17 protein-coding genes are annotated in these 18922 nt (G+C 30.1%); 1 reads left to right on the plus strand and 16 read right to left on the minus strand.

What is annotated here, in order from left to right; genetic code table 11:
* Positions 1–6 precede the first annotated feature (6 nt).
* The 7 genes from aroB to modA form a co-directional block, all read right to left on the minus strand.
* Positions 7–1086 carry a 3-dehydroquinate synthase gene (gene aroB / locus CC87_RS06800; RefSeq protein WP_038057464.1) on the minus strand — a complete coding sequence of 360 codons (1080 nt, stop codon included), beginning with the start codon at positions 1084–1086 and terminating at the stop codon, positions 7–9.
* Positions 1086–1883, minus strand: a complete 798-nt coding sequence (gene trpA, locus CC87_RS06805; RefSeq protein ID WP_038057465.1) for a tryptophan synthase subunit alpha — start codon at positions 1881–1883, stop codon at positions 1086–1088. Before trpA ends, aroB begins: the two co-directional genes overlap by 1 nt.
* A gap of 7 nt (positions 1884–1890) precedes the next feature.
* The gene (trpB, locus tag CC87_RS06810; RefSeq protein WP_038057467.1) at positions 1891–3084 is read right to left on the minus strand and encodes a tryptophan synthase subunit beta; all 1194 of its coding nucleotides are present in this window, start codon (positions 3082–3084) and stop codon (positions 1891–1893) included.
* Between the two features lie 71 nt (positions 3085–3155).
* Positions 3156–3398 (minus strand): sulfite exporter TauE/SafE family protein, encoded by a 243-nt coding sequence (locus tag CC87_RS06815; RefSeq protein WP_051920698.1) that lies wholly within the window; start codon positions 3396–3398, stop codon positions 3156–3158.
* 57 nt (positions 3399–3455) lie between these two features.
* A complete protein-coding gene (locus CC87_RS06820; RefSeq protein ID WP_038057469.1) occupies positions 3456–4127 on the minus strand; it encodes an ABC transporter ATP-binding protein in 672 nt (223 codons plus the stop codon).
* Complete coding sequence (locus CC87_RS06825) at positions 4120–4914, minus strand: ABC transporter permease (protein WP_245605496.1); 795 nt, start codon at positions 4912–4914, stop codon at positions 4120–4122. Before CC87_RS06825 ends, CC87_RS06820 begins: the two co-directional genes overlap by 8 nt.
* Positions 4880–5665 (minus strand): molybdate ABC transporter substrate-binding protein, encoded by a 786-nt coding sequence (modA, locus tag CC87_RS06830; protein ID WP_038057470.1) that lies wholly within the window; start codon positions 5663–5665, stop codon positions 4880–4882. The genes CC87_RS06825 and modA overlap by 35 nt, the downstream gene beginning before the upstream one ends.
* A 139-nt stretch (positions 5666–5804) precedes the next feature.
* Between modA and CC87_RS06835 the strand changes: the two genes are divergently transcribed.
* A complete protein-coding gene (locus CC87_RS06835) occupies positions 5805–6209 on the plus strand; it encodes a winged helix-turn-helix domain-containing protein (protein ID WP_051920700.1) in 405 nt (134 codons plus the stop codon).
* 5 nt (positions 6210–6214) lie between these two features.
* Here the strand turns inward: CC87_RS06835 and CC87_RS06840 are convergent, their stop codons facing one another.
* The 9 genes from CC87_RS06840 to CC87_RS09345 all read right to left on the minus strand — a co-directional run.
* Complete coding sequence (locus tag CC87_RS06840) at positions 6215–6685, minus strand: 23S rRNA (pseudouridine(1915)-N(3))-methyltransferase RlmH (RefSeq protein WP_038057472.1); 471 nt, start codon at positions 6683–6685, stop codon at positions 6215–6217.
* A gap of 2 nt (positions 6686–6687) precedes the next feature.
* The gene (locus CC87_RS06845) at positions 6688–8844 is read right to left on the minus strand and encodes an LPS-assembly protein LptD (protein ID WP_038057474.1); all 2157 of its coding nucleotides are present in this window, start codon (positions 8842–8844) and stop codon (positions 6688–6690) included.
* Positions 8845–8893: 49 nt separating this feature from the next.
* The gene (locus CC87_RS06850; RefSeq protein ID WP_038057476.1) at positions 8894–9187 is read right to left on the minus strand and encodes a ferritin family protein; all 294 of its coding nucleotides are present in this window, start codon (positions 9185–9187) and stop codon (positions 8894–8896) included.
* 77 nt (positions 9188–9264) lie between these two features.
* Positions 9265–12693, minus strand: a complete 3429-nt coding sequence (dnaE, locus tag CC87_RS06855; protein WP_038057478.1) for a DNA polymerase III subunit alpha — start codon at positions 12691–12693, stop codon at positions 9265–9267.
* A gap of 96 nt (positions 12694–12789) precedes the next feature.
* The gene (proB, locus tag CC87_RS06860) at positions 12790–13905 is read right to left on the minus strand and encodes a glutamate 5-kinase (protein ID WP_051920702.1); all 1116 of its coding nucleotides are present in this window, start codon (positions 13903–13905) and stop codon (positions 12790–12792) included.
* Positions 13898–14929 carry a GTPase ObgE gene (obgE, locus tag CC87_RS06865; RefSeq protein WP_038057480.1) on the minus strand — a complete coding sequence of 344 codons (1032 nt, stop codon included), beginning with the start codon at positions 14927–14929 and terminating at the stop codon, positions 13898–13900. The genes proB and obgE overlap by 8 nt, the downstream gene beginning before the upstream one ends.
* An 8-nt stretch (positions 14930–14937) precedes the next feature.
* A complete protein-coding gene (locus CC87_RS06870) occupies positions 14938–15963 on the minus strand; it encodes a DHH family phosphoesterase (protein WP_038057481.1) in 1026 nt (341 codons plus the stop codon).
* Entirely contained in the window at positions 15956–17143 is a 1188-nt protein-coding gene (locus tag CC87_RS06875) for an exo-beta-N-acetylmuramidase NamZ family protein (RefSeq protein WP_051920704.1), read from the minus strand. The genes CC87_RS06870 and CC87_RS06875 overlap by 8 nt, the downstream gene beginning before the upstream one ends.
* The coding region (locus tag CC87_RS09345) for an N-acetylmuramoyl-L-alanine amidase (protein ID WP_156955594.1) at positions 17127–18922 on the minus strand (1796 nt) is incomplete at its 5' end. The genes CC87_RS09345 and CC87_RS06875, both read right to left, overlap by 17 nt.

Consider the following 18922-nt stretch of genomic DNA (forward strand, 5'->3'; position numbering starts at 1 on the left):
AAAATTTTAGCTTAATTCTTGTAAAACTTCAAGAATTTTTTCCTTAGGAGGTTCTTCATAAAAAACAAATTTACCGATTTTTTTCAAAAGAACTATAGTAAGCTTTCCTTTTGCTACTTTTTTATCTTTTCTCATGTGTTTAATTAAATTTTCTATATTTAAATTTTTAGGAAGTTTAATAGGCATTTCAAGTTTTTCAAGCAAATTCTTTAAAGGCTGATAAACTTCTTCTTCTGCTACCCCAAGTTTTTCAGATAATTTTGCTTCGGCAAGCATTCCTATGGCAACTGCTAAACCATGGGCAATAGTATAATTAAGTTCTGTTTCTATAGCATGTCCCACAGTGTGTCCAAAATTTAAAACCCTTCTTAATCCCCCTTCCTTTTCATCTCTGGAAACTACATAAGCTTTAGTTTTACAGCTTTCATAAATAATATATTCTAAGTCATCAGAATTGAGCTTATAGATATTTTTCCCTTTTTTTGCAATAAAATTAAAGAGCCTTTTTTTCATAATACAACCATATTTAATAACTTCTGCCAGTCCGTTTTTAATTTCTTTTAATGGTAATGTTTTTAATACCAAAGGATCTATATAAACTCTGACAGGTTGATAAAAAGTTCCTATAAGATTTTTACCTTCTGGTAGATCAACCCCTGTTTTACCTCCCACAGAACTATCCACTTGAGCAAGCAAAGTGGTAGGTATTTGCACATAAGGTATTCCTCTAAGATAGATACTGGCAAGAAACCCCGCTATATCTCCTGTCACCCCACCTCCTAATGCAATTATCATATCCTTTCTATCATAATTTTTTTGTATCATTTGTCTACCAAGAGAAATAACTGTATCTATATTTTTAGATCCCTCTCCTGCTGGAAAAGAAAAAATTTCAGCTTTTATACCCTTTTTTTGGAAATTTTTTAAAAACTTTTCTCCATAAAGTTTTTTAACATTTGAATCTGTAATAATAGCAACTTTACCAAAATTGAAATTAACCTTAAGATCATCAGGTATTTTTGATAATAAATTTTCTTCTATTAAAATCTCATAAAAAGGTTTGGTTTTTACTTCAAGAATTTTCATCAGAAAGTTTTTAAAATTTTGAGAAATTCTTTAACTTTTGCAGGTGCTTTTTTCCCTTTTTCTTCCACAATTTTTACAATAGCACTTCCAACTACCAAAGCATCTGCATAAGGAGAAAGCATTTTAACATGCTCTGGTTTTGAAATGCCAAAACCTACTGCTACAGGTATAGAAGAGAGACTTTTTACCAGTTGCAAACGCTCTAACACATCCTCTGGCAATTTATCTCTTGCACCTGTAATACCTGTTAAAGAAACATAATAGAGAAATCCTGAAGATTTTTGAGCTATTTTTCTAATTCTTTCCTCAGAAGAAGTAGGTGCTGCTAAAAATATAGTAGCAAGACCTTTTCCTTTGTTTGCTTTTAACCAGGGATTAGCCTCTTCTATGGGTAGATCAGGTATAATAAACCCAGAAAGACCTGAATCTAAAGCAAATTTAACAGCTCTCTCAAGTCCAAATCTATAAAAAATGTTATAATAGGTCATACACACAAGTGGTATAGGATATCCTTTATCATTGAGCCTTTTTACAAATTCAAAAAAATTTTCCAAAGTTGGTTTATGTTCCAGAGCCCTTACTACAGCTTTTTGAATAGTTGGACCATCTGCTACTGGATCGGAAAAAGGAAATCCCAGCTCTATACAGGCAGGACTGACTTCAGCCATTTCCCATAAAATAGCCTCTGTGGTTTCAAGATCAGGATCCCAGCAAGTAATGTAAGGTATAAGAGGAATTTCTCCTTTTCTTTTTAAATCTTTTATAGATTTTTCTATAAAAGTAGCCCCTTTTAACATAACTCCTCTATTTTTTTTCTTCCAGGTATTTTTTAACAGAACTTACATCTTTATCTCCTCTTCCAGAAAGATTAATAACTACTATAGTTCCCTTAGCTAAATTCTTAGCAATTTTCATCAAATAGGCTACAGCATGAGAGGATTCAAGAGCAGGTATAATTCCTTCAGTTTCAGATAAAACCTGAAAAGCTTCCAAAGCTTCTTCATCTGTTACAGATACATATTGTGCTCTTCCTGTATCTTTAAAATAGGAATGCTCAGGCCCTACTCCTGGATAATCAAGACCAGGAGCTATGGAATGAGCTCCTTTAATTTGTCCTACTTTGTCCTGAAGAAGATAACTTAAGGTGCCATGTAAAACTCCTGGCTCACCCACACATAAACTTGCTGAATGAAAATTGGTATCAAGTCCATGACCAGCAGCTTCAACTCCTATAAGCTTAACCTCTTTGTCTCTAACAAAAGGATAAAAAATACCCATAGCATTAGACCCACCACCTACACAAGCCATAATAATATCAGGAAGTTTACCCTCTTTTTTAAGGATTTGTTTTTTTGTTTCTATTCCTATAATACTTTGAAAATCTCTTACCATCATAGGATAAGGATGAGGGCCTACTACAGAGCCTATTACATAAAAAGTATTTTTAACATTTGTAACCCAGTCTCTTAAAGCTTCATTTATAGCATCTTTGAGAGTTTGAGTCCCAGAATAAACTGGAATAACTTCAGCTCCAAGGAGTTTCATACGAAAAACATTTAAAGATTGTCTTTCTGTATCCTTAGCTCCCATATAAACCACACAGGGTATATTAAAATAGGCACAAGCTGTAGCAGTTGCAACTCCATGCTGACCTGCTCCTGTTTCTGCAATAATTCTTGTTTTGCCCATCTTTTTAGCAAGAAGAACCTGCCCTATTGTGTTATTGAGTTTATGAGCTCCACTGTGAAGCAAATCTTCTCTTTTTAGATAAACCTTTATATGCCCACCAAGATATTTAGAAAAATTAGCTGCATAGGTAAGTGGGGTTGGTCTTCCTGCATACTCTTGTAAAATTTCCCTCCATTCTTTCCAGAAAGAAGAATCTTTTCTAAAACGATAATAGGCTTCCTCTAATTCATAAAGAGCTGGAATAAGAGTTTCAGGAACAAACCGTCCACCAAATTTGCCAAAATATCCTTTCTTATTAGGTACCTTCATAAGTCATCAGTATAAAACGTTTTTTATTTTTAGCAATAGAACAGCGTTGATTTTTTATATTTTAAAGAAATCTACTTAAAAATTTTATACCAGAAAAGAGAGAAGACTATTTCTACTATTTTTTCAGAAATATAATGAGAAATATAAGCTCCTATAGGAGCTACTATTACAGAGCCAAAAATAATAGGAATAGCAGTTTTGAAATCAATTAATCTCCTTTTCAAATTATAGAGGGTTACAGATGAAGTTGATATAAAGTTAGTGAAAAGCCCTGCAGTTCTGGCTATAGGAAAAGAAATGCCGAGGAATACCAAAATAGCATATCATTGTTATACATCTCTTTTTAAGTATCTCAAGACTTAATAAATCTCTTACAGATCTTTACGCATTAATTGATGAGCTTCTTCAATTGAATTTATCTCTTTTATTTTTCCTTTGATTAAAACTGAAAAGGTATCTCCTATTATTTGAGCTTCCACAGGATCATGAGTTACATAAATTACTGGTATATTAAGAAATTTTAAAACTTCTTTAAATTTTTCAAGCAATTTTTCTTTTATAGCTAAATCAAGATCACTTAAAGGCTCATCTAAAAGAATAACTTCTGGTTGAGAAACTAAAGCCCTTGCCAGAGAAACTCTGCTTTTGTATCCTCCACTTAAAATATCTGTTTTTTTCTCTAAATATGGTTCTAAATCAAGCATTTTTACTAACTGATCAGCAAGTTTTTTAGAACCTCTTTTATTTTTAAGTGAATAGTAAATATTTTCTTTAACTGTGAGATGAGGAAATAAAGCTGGATGCTGAGGAACATATCCTATGTTTCTATCTTCGGGATCTAATTTTGTAATATCTTTATCATTGATAAAAATTTGACCTTCATCAGGTTGAATAAGCCCTGCTATAATTTTCAAAAAAGTTGATTTTCCACTTCCATTTAATCCCATAATTACTTTTATTTCTGAAGGATTAACTTTAAGATTTACTTTATTTAAAATTACATTTTTACCAAAAAATTTTTTTAAATTTTCTATTCTAAGCATCTTTCTTTCTCAGACTTAAAAGTGTTACTATTGAAAAAGACAAAATTATACAAAAAACACTGGCTGTTATAGCCATTTCAAGTTCTCCTTCTTCAACCTTCGTAAAAACATAGGATGCTAAAACCTGAGTTTTCCCAGGCAAATTTCCTCCAAACATAACAACTGCAGCAAATTCACTTAAAGATCTTGAAAAAGCAAGCACAATAGCAGAAAACAGTGCTTCTTTTAAATTTGGTAAAACTATTCTAAAATAAACCTTAAGTGGTGAATCTCCCAAGGTGCGAGCCACATCTATTATTTCTTTATCTATTTTATCTAAAGCCGAGGCTATACTCCTTGCAGCTAAAGGATAAGAAACAAAAAACATGGCAAGTATAACTGCTAAAATGGTAAAAGCTAAACCAGTTTCTCCTATAAATCCAAAATTTTTTCTTCCAAAAGCAACTAAAAGTGCCAAACCTGCTACAGTATGAGGAATAGCTATAGGCAAATCATTCATTAAATTTGATAGTTTGTAAATTATGGTATCTCTATAAAATAGATAACAATATCCAAACCCTATAGCCAAAATTAAACCTAATAAAGCTGCTAATAAAGCTGCTATTATAGTATTTTTAAAACTAAGCCAAAAATAAATATCAGAAAAAGTTTTTTTTATACCTAAAAAATCCAAGTTTATAAAAAGAGAAAAAACAGGATAAACAATCAAAAACAGAAACGAAACAAAAAAAATTAAAAGTAAAAAATTTTTCTTAAAATTTTTCATTTTCATATTTATTCCATCCATACTTATTAAAAATATTTATATTATGACAAAGGAAATTATAAAACTTTTCAGCTAATTTTATATTTCCTCCTTTAATTAAACCCACTCCATAAACTATTTGACCTGTGATACTTTCAGGCAAAATCTGAACAGGTTTTAATCCATATCCATAAGCTACACTTTTATAGATAAACCCTGCATCTACCTGATCTTCCTTTACCATAATAGCTACCTGATTAACAGTGCCTGGTCTTGTTTTAAGGTTTCCTATAGCAAGAATTTTATCCCATAAACCAAGCTTTTTTAAAGCCCTTTCTGCATAAACTCCAACAGGAGCCTTAGGATCTGCTACAGCTAAAATAACTCCTGGTTTGATTAGATCATTTATAGACTTAATTTTCTTTCTACCGGTCTTTGAAACTACTAACACTAATTTATCTGTCAAAAATTTTTCTCCTTTTATCAATCTTCCTTGATTTTCAAGCCTTTTTACATATCTCCAATCAGCACTAAAATACAAATCACAAGGCTGACCCTGAATAATTTGAGTATAAAGTCCACCTGAAGCTCCATAATTAACACGAATCTCAATATCTGGATATTTCTCTTTAAACTTTTGTATAACCTCATCCATAGGTTTTTTAAGACTGGCAGCTACATACAAATTTAAAACTTGTTTATTAGATTTCATAAAGTCGAAGAAAGCATAAGAATCATTTTTAAAAACAAATAATCCTATGATAATCAAAAAAATTTTTAGAAAATTTTTCATATAATATTTTTTTTCATTATATTTTTATAAATATAACGAAATTAATTATAGAAATTAAAAAGATTTTGTCAAGACTTTATAAAAGCTGTTTAAAATAAAATATTTGACCAATTTTCCAAATTTGTTTAAAATTAAAACTATGAAAAAAAGAGGGAGAAAAAGAAAGAAAGATCCTCATTTACTGTGTATCTTAGAAAGTGAAGAAAAAAAGGATTTTCAATTAAAAGGAAAACTCTGGATTGAAGGAAAAGAAGGCACTTTCCTTGGTTGTGGTAGAATAGCTCTTCTTGAAAAAATTAAAGAATTAGGATCTATTTCAAAAGCTGCTAAGTCCATGAATATGTCTTATAAACATGCCTGGGATTTAATAAATTCTATGAATAGACAGGCTAAAACCCATTTAGTAGAAACTAAAATAGGAGGGAAAAAAGGAGGAGGAACTCATTTAACTGAAGCTGGAGAAAAAGCAATTCAACAATTTAAAGAAATATATAGAGAGTTTCAAGAATTTTTAAATAAAACTGTGAAAAAACTAGATTTATAATATTTTTATTCTCTATGATAAGGAATCCCTTTGATTATAGTAAAACTTCTATAAATAGCTTCCAATAATACTAAAAGAGCTATTTCGTGATTTAAGGTAAATTTAGATAAACTTAAAAGTTCTTTAGCTTCTTTTTTAAAATTCTCTGAAATACCATCAGGTCCACCGATTACAAAAGCTATTTGAGAAAAATTTTCTATCAAATTTTTTAAATATTTAGCCAATTCTTGGCTTTTAAAAATTTTTCCTTTTTCATCAAGAATTATAAGATAATCTTTTTTTGAAATATATTTCTTTAAAATCTCCTCTTCTTTTTGTAATCTCAGTTTTTTATTCAGCTTTTCAGTTTTTACCTTAGGAGCTATAATCTCTAAATCTATAAAAGGTTTTATTTTTTTTGAATAGTATTCTAAACCTTCTTTTATAAAATTAAATTTTATAGGACCTGGAATAAGGACTTTTATTTTATGAGACATATTTAATATCCGAAACCATAACCTCCCAGACCTTTTAATTCAAATCTAAAAAAGAATTTGGTATCTCTTGGAGTTACATCCATTCCCAAGCCAATAAGATAACATTCATGTAAATATACTCCCTCTAATCTCATTTCAGTAGTTTCTTTTTTAATAAGATTTCTGCTTATAAAAAAGTTGCTTTGAAATCTGTTGAAAAAGGTAGATCTTAAATTTAATGTTAATTGTCTTGTATGCCAAGCAGAATCATCTTGATAACCAAGATTTATAGAATCTATTAAAATATTTCTTAATCCCAAGGTGAGAGAATGTTTCTTAAATCCAAGTCCATAAAAATTATAAGTTCCATCATATCTTACATTTAAATATGGGGCATAATTTATCAAAACTTGCAAGTATAAATCGGAAAGTGCTCTATCTTCAGGGCCTGTAGCTGTAGCAGAGCGTTCAGCTTTAGTAAAATCATATTGTTGATATGCTCTAATTATAAAGAGATTTTTATGATGAGGGAAACTAAAAAATTGCCATAAACCAAATTCTATAGCATTGGTTTTATCGCTAATTAAATCTTCATAGGTAAATTGAGGAACATCTGTTTCACTGGGTCTATTTCTATAAAAATAGCTAATATAGGGCTTTAAAATATGTAAAAATTCAAGATTCTGGTTAAATATAGTCAAAAATTTATAATTTTTTAAAAGAAAAACGTAAGAAGTTAAATTGAATTCATAAAAATTTCTGGATAAACTTTTTTTACCAAAATCCCCTTTTTTGCTTAGATTATAAAAATCCAAATTATATCTAAAAACTATCTCATTAAAAATCTGAGAAAAATTAAATGGATAAGAAAGTTCTATTTTTGAGTTTAATTTATGACCATAATATCCCTCTTTTCTGGTATTATAAAAATAGTTTAAAGCTAAATGAGCAAGGATATTTTTATATATATCGAAAGGTAATAAATCTGCTTGTAGACTTAACACAGGTTGTAAAATTTGGTCTTCATCCAAATTTCCATGATAATCCAAATATCTGCTTTCTACTTTAGTATATATACTATTTTTAAAATACTGAATCCAAAATTTTGAAGTTCTGTATTCCTGTGATTTATCTTCTATATCTCTGTTAAATCTTTGCAAAAATAAAAGCCTGTTATTGGTATAACTCCCTTCTCCAACATCAAATTCTTGTAAAAAGTCCTTTTCTGAAACAACATCTATATCTAAATGTGCATCCAAATTTGATTTAAAAACAGAATCTATTTTCCCAATAACCCACCATTTATGTCTTTTTTCTTTAGAAGATACATATTCTTGTTTTTTAGTATCATTTAAATACCGAATTTTAAAAATACTTTGAAGTCCTTCAGATATTTTAAATTCGTTTTCTAAATCCCACAAAAGTCCTCTTTGAGTTAAATACATAGGAGAAATAGTAAAATCAAGTTGATCTGTAATAGCCCAGAAAAAAGGAAGCTGTATTCCAAAACCCAATCTGTTACCCTGAGCAAATCCAGGAGTTAAAAAACCGGTTTTTCTTGGAGGAGCAATAGGTAAACTCACCTTGGGAAAATAAGCAGTTTTTGGAATATAAACTACAGGTATCTTTTTTATTCTAATTTTGGTTGAATCCCCGCTACTTATACCTTGAGAAGTTAAAACAATATTGTCTAACTCTACACTCCACGGTGGAAAATCCTTTTCTTTTTCACAATCTTCTAAACTACAAGTAGTTATAAGTGCTTTCTTAGCAAAATATTCATTTAAGGAATTTTTATGGAAGTCCTTGGCTTTAATCCTTATTCCTTGTTTTTTTAAAAAAATAAATATGTGATCTGACCATAATTCCCCATTTCTAACATCTAAAAATCCCTTATCTCCTTCTGCTATAATCTGTCTTTCTTTATCAAAGATTTTAAAATTTTTTAAAATTACATATCCGGTTTTGATTTCATATTTAACTTCCTGAGCCCAAATTAAAATAGTTTTATCACCTATTACAACATCACCTTCAGCAATAATAACTCCGAAATTATTAAAAGTTTCTATTTTTTTAGCAGTAATCTCAAAACGACTTTTAGGTGCAGCAAAAATAGAATTATTAAAAATAATAAAAAAAAGGAATAATAACAAAAATCTTATTTTTTTTAAAAAACACATCTATCATCTAAAATAAGAAATATTTTAAAATTTCTGTCTTAAAAACTTCTTATTCTTCCTCTTCTTCCAAAAGCTCATCCACTTCTTCTTCTCCAGCCTCCAATTCTTCAGCCTGTTCTTCATCTTTCATAAGAAGCATAGTTAAGAATTCTCCAACATGGGTTTTCTCTTCACGGGCTACATCAAGAAGAATAGCTTTTAAATTTTCATCCTCTGCCATAGACGCTAATTGCTCATAAAGATTAATAGCATCAAGCTCTGCTATAATAGCTGTTCTAAGAATCTGTTTATCAATATCTTCTTCATCAATTCTTGATAAATCATAAGGTATTTTTGCAAGCATAAAAAAAACCCCCTTTATTTAATATTTAATTTTAATTTTAGCTTACACTTATATAAAATTCAAGACAAAATTTATTTTTAAGAAATCAGAACCTTCAAATCTAAATTCTTAAAGGTATCAAACATCAAATTAATATGATCATAAGAAGGATTTAATTTATATCCATTTACCTCAAAACTTATTAAATAATCTGGATATTTAAGATATAATTTTATAGGTAAATAAGTTTCTTCTTCCTCCTTTGCTAAGAAATTTTTAAAATATTCCAAGGTGTCTTCTTTAGCTATTTCTGGAGTAATTATTATTTCAATTCTACCATTTTTGAAAAATCTTAAATCTCTTAATTCTGCTATATCTTCCACTAATAAAGACAGATTCTCTTCTTCTTTATCTACTTCTACTTTAAACCAAAGAAGAGCTCCATCTGTTAAAATTTGTATATACTGTTTTAAAAGATCAGGGAAAATTATAGCTCTTAAAGAAGAATATTCATCTTCTATTTTAACAATAGCCATTTTATCACCATTTCTGGTGGTCTTTAGTTTTAATTCAGAAATAAGTCCTGCTATAATTGCTTTTGTTCCATCTTTTACATTTTTTATATTTTCTAAATTATAAGAAGAAAATATCTTTATCCATTTTCTAAACCTCTTTAAAGGATGATCTGTAAGATAAAAACCCAAAGCCTCTTTTTCAAAAGCTAATTTTTCATCCAAATTCCATTCAGGAACCTCTTCCAATTTGATAGAGGAAGCTACATTTAATAAACTTGCTTGTCCAAAAAGAGAAGAAAATTTAGATTGAGTAGAAACTGATAATACTGAAGGTAAATTATGCATAAGTTTTGCTCTATTTGGTTCCAAATTATCAAATGCTCCTGCTTTAATAAGAGCTTCTACAGTTTTTTTATTAACCTTTTTCGTATCTACTTTATTACAAAAGTCCAAAAAGGAATTATAAGGTCTTTTTCTTAATATTTCATTTACAGCTTCTTCACCAACATTTTTAATGGCATGAAGTCCTATTCTAATAGCCCCATCTTCCACAGAAAATCCTGCCTCACTTTTATTGATATCTGGTGGTAAAATTTTTATTCCCATTTCATTTGCCACAGAAAGGTATTTACTAACCTCTTCGCTTTTATTGGCTTCATAGGTAAGAATTGAAGCCATAAAATAAACTGGATAATGCGCTTTTAAATAAGCAGTTTGATAAGCTATTAAGGCATAAGCTGCAGAATGGCTTTTATTAAATCCATAATGAGCAAATTTTTCTATAAGATCAAAAACCTTCTTAGCTATCTCTTCAGGGATACCTCTTTCTACAGATCTGGAAACAAATTCACCTCTCAAACTTTCCATTAGTTCTTTTTCTTTTTTACCAATAGCTCTTCTTAATAAATCTGCTTCCCCAAGAGTATATCCTGCAAAAGCTCTGGCAATTTCCATTACCTGCTCTTGATAAACAATTACACCATAAGTTTCTTTTAAAATTGGTTCTAAAAGAGGATGTAAATATTCTGGCTTTCTTCTTCCGTGTTTGGTTTCTATATATTGATCTACTAATCCACCTTCCAAAGGACCTGGTCTGTATAAAGCCAGAACTGCTATAAGATCATTAAAGTCTGAGGGTTTAAGTCTTCTTAATAATTCTTTCATTCCCTGAGATTCTAATTGAAATACCCCATCTGTTTCTCCTTTCCTGAGAAGTTCAAAAGTTTTTTTATCGTTAAGAGGAATATTATTTAAATCCAAATTCACACCTTCATATTTTTTTATCATTTTTAAAGTATGGTCTATAATAGTAAGGGTCTTTAATCCAAGAAAATCAAATTTGATAAGCCCTACAGTTTCACATGATTTCATATCAAACTGAACTACAACTTCTCCTTCATCACCTTTCATTAAAGGTGCAACTTCTATAATGGGTTTCCCTGAAATAATTACTCCTGCTGCATGCTGGCTGGCATGTCTGGGAAGCCTTTCCAATTTTCTGGCAAGTTCAAATAGTTGCTTAAGCTTCTCATTTTTTTTCATCAATTCTTGAAATTCTGGTCTTTTTAATTCTTCTTCTAAAGACACATCTATTCCCGGGCTTATCATTTTAGCAATAGGGTCTATTTCTTTGGGCTTAAAACCAAGAACTCTACCAACATCTCTTACTACTTGTCTTGCTTTAAGCTGACCAAAGGTTGCGATTTTAGCAATGTATTCTCTTCCATAGGTTCTGGCTACATATTCTATAACTTCATCTCTTCTTTCCATACAAAAATCCACATCTACATCAGGGAGACTTGGTCTTTCTTTGTTTAAAAATCTTTCAAAAAGAAGTCCCCATCTCAAAGGATCCAGATTAGTAATTCCAAGAGCATAGGAGGTTAAAGCACCTGCAGCAGAGCCTCTTCCAGGACCAACAGGAATCCCTTTAGAACGAGCCCATTCAATAAAATCAGAAACTATAAGAAAATAACTGGCATATCCCTTTTCTATAATCACCTCTAATTCATACTCAAGCCTTTCCCAATACTTATTTTTATCCGTAAAAAGCTCTCCCTTAGCTTCTAACTCCTGTAATCTTTTAGCAAGCCCTTCTCTTGCTCTCTTTGCAAAATAACTTTCTGCAGTTTCTCCAAAAGGTATTCTGGCTTTTGGAAATAAAACCTCTCCTGTTTGAATTTCAAAATTTATTTTGTCAAAAATTTCCATTGTATTTGTGATAATTTCAGAAGGTAAGTCCTTAAATCTTTCCTTCATTTCTTCAGCATTTGCCAGATAAAGCTTGTTAGTATTAAATTTAAACCTATCAGGATCAGAAAGTTTATGTCCTGTCTGAATACATAGAAGAACTTCATGAGCTAAAGCATCTTCTTTATCCAAATAATGACAATCTGCAGTAGCTATACATTTTATTCCAAGTTTTTCTGCAATCTCCAAAAGTTGAGTATTTACTTTTTCTTGTTCCGGAAGATCATTTCTTTGCAATTCTAAATAAAAATCATCTTTAAAAAGTTCCTTATACCATTTAGCAACTTCTATAGCTTTGTCTATCTGCCCATTTAAAATTAGCTTAGGGATTTCCCCTTCCAAACAGGCTGACATAGCAATAAGACCCTCATGATATTGCCTTAAAACTTCTTTATCAATACGGGGTCTATAATAAAACCCTTCTAAATAAGCTATACTTGCAAGCTTTAAAAGATTTTTATATCCTGTTTCATTTTTAGCCAGTAAAACAATATGATGGGTTCTTGCTTCTCCTTTTTTAGAAGCTTTTTTATCAAAACGGGATCCCTCTGCCATATAAAATTCACATCCTAAAATCGGCTTTAAATCTGATTCTCTTAGCTTTTTATAAAAATAAATAAGTCCATAAAGAGTCCCATGATCAGTAATAGCACATCCAGGCATTTTATAATCTATAAGTCTTTTAACCAGATCATCTATATGAATTGCTCCATCAAGAAGACTCCATTCTGTATGAACATGCAAATGCACAAAATCAGACATAGAAAAAACACACCCCCTTTTGAAAGAGTTCTTAAATTAATTTAACTCTTTTAAATCTCTTTTTCAATCCCTTTCAAATTTAGGGAAATTGAGAAACTATGGTTCAAGAAAAACCAAGTTGTCTCTGTGAATTACTTCTTTATTGATTTTTTCTCGTGAAATCTTTAACTTTAATAATTCCTCAGAAGAAAAATTTACCAATCCTTTAGCTAAAATCTGACCTTTCATATTGATACATTCAACACAAGCACCTTTAGGAAAATTCCCTTCTACACTTATTATACCTCCTATTAAAAGACTTTTCCCCCTTTTTAAAATAGCCTCTTCTGCACCTTCATCTATATAAATCTTTCCTTCTGGTTTTATATAATATTTTATCCAAAGTTTTCTCATATTAAGTTTCCTTTCTTCTGCCCAAAAAATGGTTCCTATCTCTTCTCCGCTCCAAAATTTCTCTAAAACTAAAGGCTCTCTTCCAGGCAAAATTACCACAGGAATTCCCATAGAAGTAACCATTTTAGCAGCAAGAAGTTTAGAATACATACCACCTCTTCCAAGTCTTCCTGGTTTGCTTCCAGCCATAGAAAAAATTTCAGGGGTTATTCTTTCTACCTCTCTTATTTTTTGAGCTTTTGGATTGATTCTTGGATCTTCTTCATAAAGAGCATCTATATCTGAAAGAATTATTAAAAAGTCAGCTTCAATAGTTCCTGATACAAGAGCTGATAAAATATCGTTATCGCTAAATTTTATACTTTCTGTGGTAACAGTATCATTTTCATTTACAATTGGAACTATATTCCATTTTAATAAAGTTTCCAGAGTTTTTTTAGCATTTAAATATCTTTCTCTTAGAGATAAATCTTCAGCTGTTAATAAAATTTGAGCTACATGAATTTGATATTGTTGAAATAAATCTTCATAAGCCTGAATTAAAGCTGCTTGACCAATAGCAGCTAAAGCCTGCTTTTCTGTTAAAGATATGGGTTTTTTATAATAATTTAATTTAGCTCTTCCACAAGCAATAGCTCCTGAAGATACCAAAACTACTTTATATCCTGCTTTAACAAGCCTGTTTATTTCATAAGTGAGATTATGTAAAACTTGATAGTTTAATCCTTCATCTTCTTTGGTAATAACTGCACTTCCTACTTTTATAACAACTTTCTTAGTTTTTCTAAGAATTTTTTCTAATCTTTCTTTTTTATTCATTTATAAAATCTTCTTCTTTTTCTTTTATTTCTTTAATTTTATTCCATAATGCATAAAGTAGCTCAGGTATTCCCTGACCTGTAACTGCAGAAATAGGATAGATCTTTTTTTGATCTTCCTTAGAAAAAAGGGTTATTAATTCTTTAATTTTTTCAGGATCAGGAATTAAATCAATCTTGTTTAATGCTATTAAATATTCTTTTTCTAAAAGCTTAGGATTAAACAATTTCAGTTCATCTTTTAAAATTTCGTAATCTTTTATTATTTCTTTTTCTTTAGAAACATCAAGCACATATAAAAGAATTCGGGTTCTTTCTATATGTTTTAAAAATTCGTGTCCCAGACCTATACCTTTATGTGCACCTTCTATAAGCCCTGGAATGTCAGCTACTACAAAGGTTTCACCTTCAATAAGTTTAACTACTCCTAAATTTGGTTGTAAAGTGGTAAAAGGATAATCAGCTATTTTAGGTTTAGCAGCAGAAATTCTACTAAGAAGGGTAGATTTCCCTGCATTGGGAAACCCTACCATACCTACATCTGCTATAAGTTTTAATTCTAAAATCAGCCATCTTTCTTCACCTGGTTGTCCTGGTTCTGCAATTCTGGGAGCCTGTCTGGTAGGAGTAGCAAAATGTGCATTACCCCTTCCACCTTTACCACCTTTGGCTACCACTAATTTTTGATTAGGTTTAACAAGATCTCCGAGAATCTCCCCGGTTTCAGCATCCCTAACAATTGTTCCTACAGGTACACGTAAAATTAAATCTTCTCCATCTCTTCCTTTCATCTTTTTGCCCATTCCAGGCTTACCATTTTCAGCCTTAAAATGAACTTTATAATAGAAATCATAAAGAGTATGAATCTGAGGATCTGCTACTAAAATTACATCTCCACCATCTCCTCCATCTCCTCCATCAGGCCCTCCCTTAGGAACATACTTTTCCCGTCTGAAACTTATACAGCCATTTCCTCCTTTTCCAGCTTTCACAAAAATTTTAGCTTGATCTACAAATCTTGCCATTAATCGAGTTATACCTTTTTATTTGGAAATTTAAAATATTTAGCAAATAGTTTAATAAATTTTTGAATATTAAATTCTTCAGGAGAAATTCCTAAGTTCTCAAAAGGAATTTCAGCTCTTGCTTTCTCTCTGTGTCCACCTGCTAATCCTATTGACTTAAAAAGCTTGGTAGCCAATTTACCTGCATCCTTTCTATATCCATCACATCTTATAATAATAATTAAATTTTTTTTATATTCCCCCCCTACAAAAACCCAAGAAGTCTCATAAACTTTATTTAAAAAATCTGCTATTAACACTAACACATCTGTATTAGAAACCTTGCCTATATAAGTGAACATCCTATTTTTTTGAAACTTCAATTGATCTAAAGCTGTTTTAAAATATCTAAGCTCTGATCGTCTTAAATCTGAAGTCTCTATTTTATTTAGCAAATGTCTGTTCATACATTTAAACAATTTTTGAAATGCTAAAACATCTTGCAACTGAGTGCTTTTTTCAAAATTATCTGTATCTGTTTTTATGCCATAAATCAAAGCTGTAGCTAAATAAACAGTAGGTTTTATTTTTAATGCTTTTAAATATTCAAACAAAATTGTAGCAGTAGCTCCATATTCAGGACGTACATCCACATAATCTGCTTCCCATCCTTCTGTATAAGGATGATGATCTATCACAGCTGTCCACTTTATATTTTTAAACTCTTCTCTGTGTAAAGGTTGAGAATCTACCAAAATAAATTTGTTATGATCCTCCAATAATTTGGGATAAAACTTTATAGAGGGAATTTTTAAAACTTTAATCATTACTTGATTGTTTAATCTGGTTATCTCATTAATATGAGATATAGTTACTTTTTCAACTTTATTATGTAAGATTCTTTTTACAGCAAGAGCTGAAGACAAAGCATCAGGATCAGCCCATATTAAAATGAGAACTCTATCTTCTTTTTCAAAAAGCTTTAAAAAATAATTAACCCTTTCTCTATTAGATTTAAACCTTCTTTTTTTATTATTTCGGCTTATTTTAGGCATATAAAAGGAAGGACTGAATCTCTTCTAAATAATTTTTTAAATTATAATACAGATATATATTGAGGTCAATTTCAGCTTTTCCTTCTAACCAGTCAATTATGGCTTTATTTCCTATTAAGATTTCTATAGGTCTTTTTTTCTCTTCAAATTCATAAGGTCCTTTTAAAAATTTAAAACTTTCATAGGTTTCTCTAATGGTTTTTAAAATCAGCAAAGAGGTTTTAACAGGTTTAAATTTTCTAAAATCTACTATATGGATTTGAAACCCATAACATTTTTCTCCTTTCCATTTATCAAACCAAGGTTCAAAAAGTAGAGGTCTTAAAATAAATCCATCCTTTTCTGAATTGAAAATTTTATCAAATCTTTGTTTTAATTCTTTAATGTTTAAAAAGGGCGCTCCAAAAATAAAAAAAGGTAATGTAGTGCCTCTTCCTTCTGAAAGATTGGTTCCTTCTAAAAGTACCTGTCCAGAGTAAACAAGAGTAGTTTCCCAAGTGGGGATATTAGGAGATGGAAACACCCAGTTTCTTTTCAAATCTCCAAATAAGCTATTTCTTCTGTATCCCTTTATTTTTATAACCTCTAATTTTAGATTTTTAAAATGTCTTTTTTTAAATAAAATAGCCAGTTCTCCTAAGGTTAAACCATGTCTTAAAGGTAAAGAATCCATTCCTACGAAAGAAAAATATTCTGGCTCTAAAACAGGACCTTCCACCTCAGAACCTACAGGATTGGGTCTATCAAGAATAATTAAGGATTTACCCTTTTTTTCGCAAACACTCATCAAAAGGTATAAAGTCCATATGTAAGTATAAACTCTACATCCCACATCTTGTAAATCTATAAACACAATATCAACCTCATCTAAGTGCGCATCTTCTGGTTTCAATCTTGGTCCATAAAGACTTATAATAGGTGTCTGAGTAAAAGGTTCTATACTGTCTTCTGAACCTATCATATTAGCCTGTTTTTCTGAATATAATCCATGCTGAGGAGAAAAAATAATTTTAAAATCTTTACCAAAGTATTTTTTAAAAAGAATAAAAGCAGGTGTAAATTTATAATTAACAGATGCCTGATTACAAAGAAGAGCTATTTTTTTCCCTTGATATTTTTTATACAATCCCTCTTCAAAAAATCTATCCAAACCAAACAAGATCTTAGGATTTTTTATCATAAATATCTGGCTTGGAAAAATTAAAACTTTGTATATAAATTTTTATACCTTTAGCAATTCCCTCTGCAATTAAATCCAGATAATGAGTATTTTTTAATCTTGCCTCTTCAGTAGGATTACTTATAAAAGATACTTCTACCAAAACAGCCGGCATTCTTGTACCAACTAAAACCAAAAAAGGAGCGTATTTCACTCCCCGATCTATAGTATCAGGATAATAGCGAGATAAACTTCTTATCAGTTGATTTTGAATTTTTTCAGCTAAAAGTCTTGATTCAGAAAGCTTGGTATTGGCTAAAATAGCCTTTACTAAATCTTGTAAATCACTTAATCTTTTATTTGAAACTGCATTTTCTAAAGCTGCCACTCTCATAGCTTCTGGATCTGTAGTAAAATTAAGATAATAAGTTTCTATACCTCTGGCTGCAGAATCAGGAGAGGCATTCGCATGGATAGAAATAAATAAATCTGCTTTTTTGCTATTAGCTATAGCTGCTCTTTTCATTAAGGGAATAAATATATCTCTATTCCGTGTAAGAATAACCTCTACATTAAGCCTTTTCTTTAATTTTTTTTGCAAGATTTTAGCTATTCTAAGCACCACATCTTTTTCTTTAAGCCCTGTAGGACCTATAGCTCCTGCATCACGTCCTCCATGTCCAGGATCTATTACTATTCTTTTTATCCCTAAACCTAATTGCCTGGCTAAATTGATATAATTTGAATTTGCTTTTTCAGCTTCTTTTTCTTTGGAAATTTTACTGATTAGTTTTATCTTCTTGTGTTCTCCTACTAAATCCAAAACTAACTGATAAGGGTCTTTTAATTTGAAAATTTTATAAGAAGTTAAACTTGTTAAATCCAAAACTACCCTGACTGTATTTTTGTCAAATTGTCCTACCCTAATTCTGGTTAAATGGGCATTTTTAATATCTATTTTCTTAGGTATTTTGCTATTTAAAATAGCTGGATATATATCTACATAAATTCTGGGAGGTTTTCCTTTACTTCCTTTTAATATATCAGTCTTATAATCAAAATTTCCTGACACATCAATTATCACCCTAGTATAATCCTCTCCTGTAACAGGTTGAATATCTATTATCTTTTTAAGACCAACTGTTAAATTTAAAGATTTAACATTTTCCTTTTTTATCTCTTGGGTTATCTTTTTGAAACCTAATTTTACTAAATATAGACTTTCTGGATACTTTTGAGAAAATATTTTCTTTAATTTCTCTGCTTTATTTAAATCTTTGAGGTGTTTTTCATAAATTTTAATTAATTTAAAATAAGCTACTTCTGTTTCAGGAGCAGAAGAAAAGTTATTAATAAGCAGTTTATATTTTTTTATAGCTTCTTTTAAATCTCTTTTTTTTGAAGATTTAACATAAAGTTGATAATAAATATCTGCTGTTCTTAAAATAGCTTTAGGAGCTATTTCACTTGCAGGGTAAAGAAGATAAATTCGTCTATACTCTCCTATAAGATTTAACCACTCTCTTCTGGTTGTCTTTGCATTGGAAAAAAGCTTATTATATTCTTGTTCAAGTTTTTTAAAATACTTTCCTATTTCTGTATTTTTTAAAAGCTCTATTTCTTGCTTTTTTAATGCAGTTTTTAATATTTTCTTTTTGGTTTTCTCCTTTTTAGCTATCCATTTTTTTGTCTTCTCTTTTTTAGCTTTTACCTTTAATCTCTGCCCTATATAAATTCTATCTGTTTTTAATCCATTTAATTCCTTGAGCTCTTTTAATGTCATTCCATACTTCTTGGCTA

This window comes from Thermodesulfobacterium hydrogeniphilum, from assembly GCF_000746255.1.
In the GTDB taxonomy this organism is placed as follows: domain Bacteria; phylum Desulfobacterota; class Thermodesulfobacteria; order Thermodesulfobacteriales; family Thermodesulfobacteriaceae; genus Thermodesulfobacterium; species Thermodesulfobacterium hydrogeniphilum.

What these genes read in the sequence shown, in the direction of transcription:
- CC87_RS06835 (WP_051920700.1), top strand. Translation starts at nt 5,805, where the DNA reads ATGAAAAAAAGAGGGAGAAAAAGAAAGAAAGATCCTCATTTACTGTGT.
- trpB (WP_038057467.1), bottom strand. Translation starts at nt 3,084, where the DNA reads ATGAAGGTACCTAATAAGAAAGGATATTTTGGCAAATTTGGTGGACGG.
- CC87_RS06845 (WP_038057474.1), bottom strand. Translation starts at nt 8,844, where the DNA reads ATGTGTTTTTTAAAAAAAATAAGATTTTTGTTATTATTCCTTTTTTTT.
- obgE (WP_038057480.1), bottom strand. Translation starts at nt 14,929, where the DNA reads ATGGCAAGATTTGTAGATCAAGCTAAAATTTTTGTGAAAGCTGGAAAA.
- CC87_RS06840 (WP_038057472.1), bottom strand. Translation starts at nt 6,685, where the DNA reads ATGTCTCATAAAATAAAAGTCCTTATTCCAGGTCCTATAAAATTTAAT.
- CC87_RS06820 (WP_038057469.1), bottom strand. Translation starts at nt 4,127, where the DNA reads ATGCTTAGAATAGAAAATTTAAAAAAATTTTTTGGTAAAAATGTAATT.
- dnaE (WP_038057478.1), bottom strand. Translation starts at nt 12,693, where the DNA reads ATGTCTGATTTTGTGCATTTGCATGTTCATACAGAATGGAGTCTTCTT.
- CC87_RS06870 (WP_038057481.1), bottom strand. Translation starts at nt 15,963, where the DNA reads ATGCCTAAAATAAGCCGAAATAATAAAAAAAGAAGGTTTAAATCTAAT.
- CC87_RS06875 (WP_051920704.1), bottom strand. Translation starts at nt 17,143, where the DNA reads ATGATAAAAAATCCTAAGATCTTGTTTGGTTTGGATAGATTTTTTGAA.
- proB (WP_051920702.1), bottom strand. Translation starts at nt 13,905, where the DNA reads ATGAATAAAAAAGAAAGATTAGAAAAAATTCTTAGAAAAACTAAGAAA.
- aroB (WP_038057464.1), bottom strand. Translation starts at nt 1,086, where the DNA reads ATGAAAATTCTTGAAGTAAAAACCAAACCTTTTTATGAGATTTTAATA.
- trpA (WP_038057465.1), bottom strand. Translation starts at nt 1,883, where the DNA reads ATGTTAAAAGGGGCTACTTTTATAGAAAAATCTATAAAAGATTTAAAA.
- CC87_RS06825 (WP_245605496.1), bottom strand. Translation starts at nt 4,914, where the DNA reads ATGGATGGAATAAATATGAAAATGAAAAATTTTAAGAAAAATTTTTTA.
- CC87_RS06850 (WP_038057476.1), bottom strand. Translation starts at nt 9,187, where the DNA reads ATGCTTGCAAAAATACCTTATGATTTATCAAGAATTGATGAAGAAGAT.
- modA (WP_038057470.1), bottom strand. Translation starts at nt 5,665, where the DNA reads ATGAAAAATTTTCTAAAAATTTTTTTGATTATCATAGGATTATTTGTT.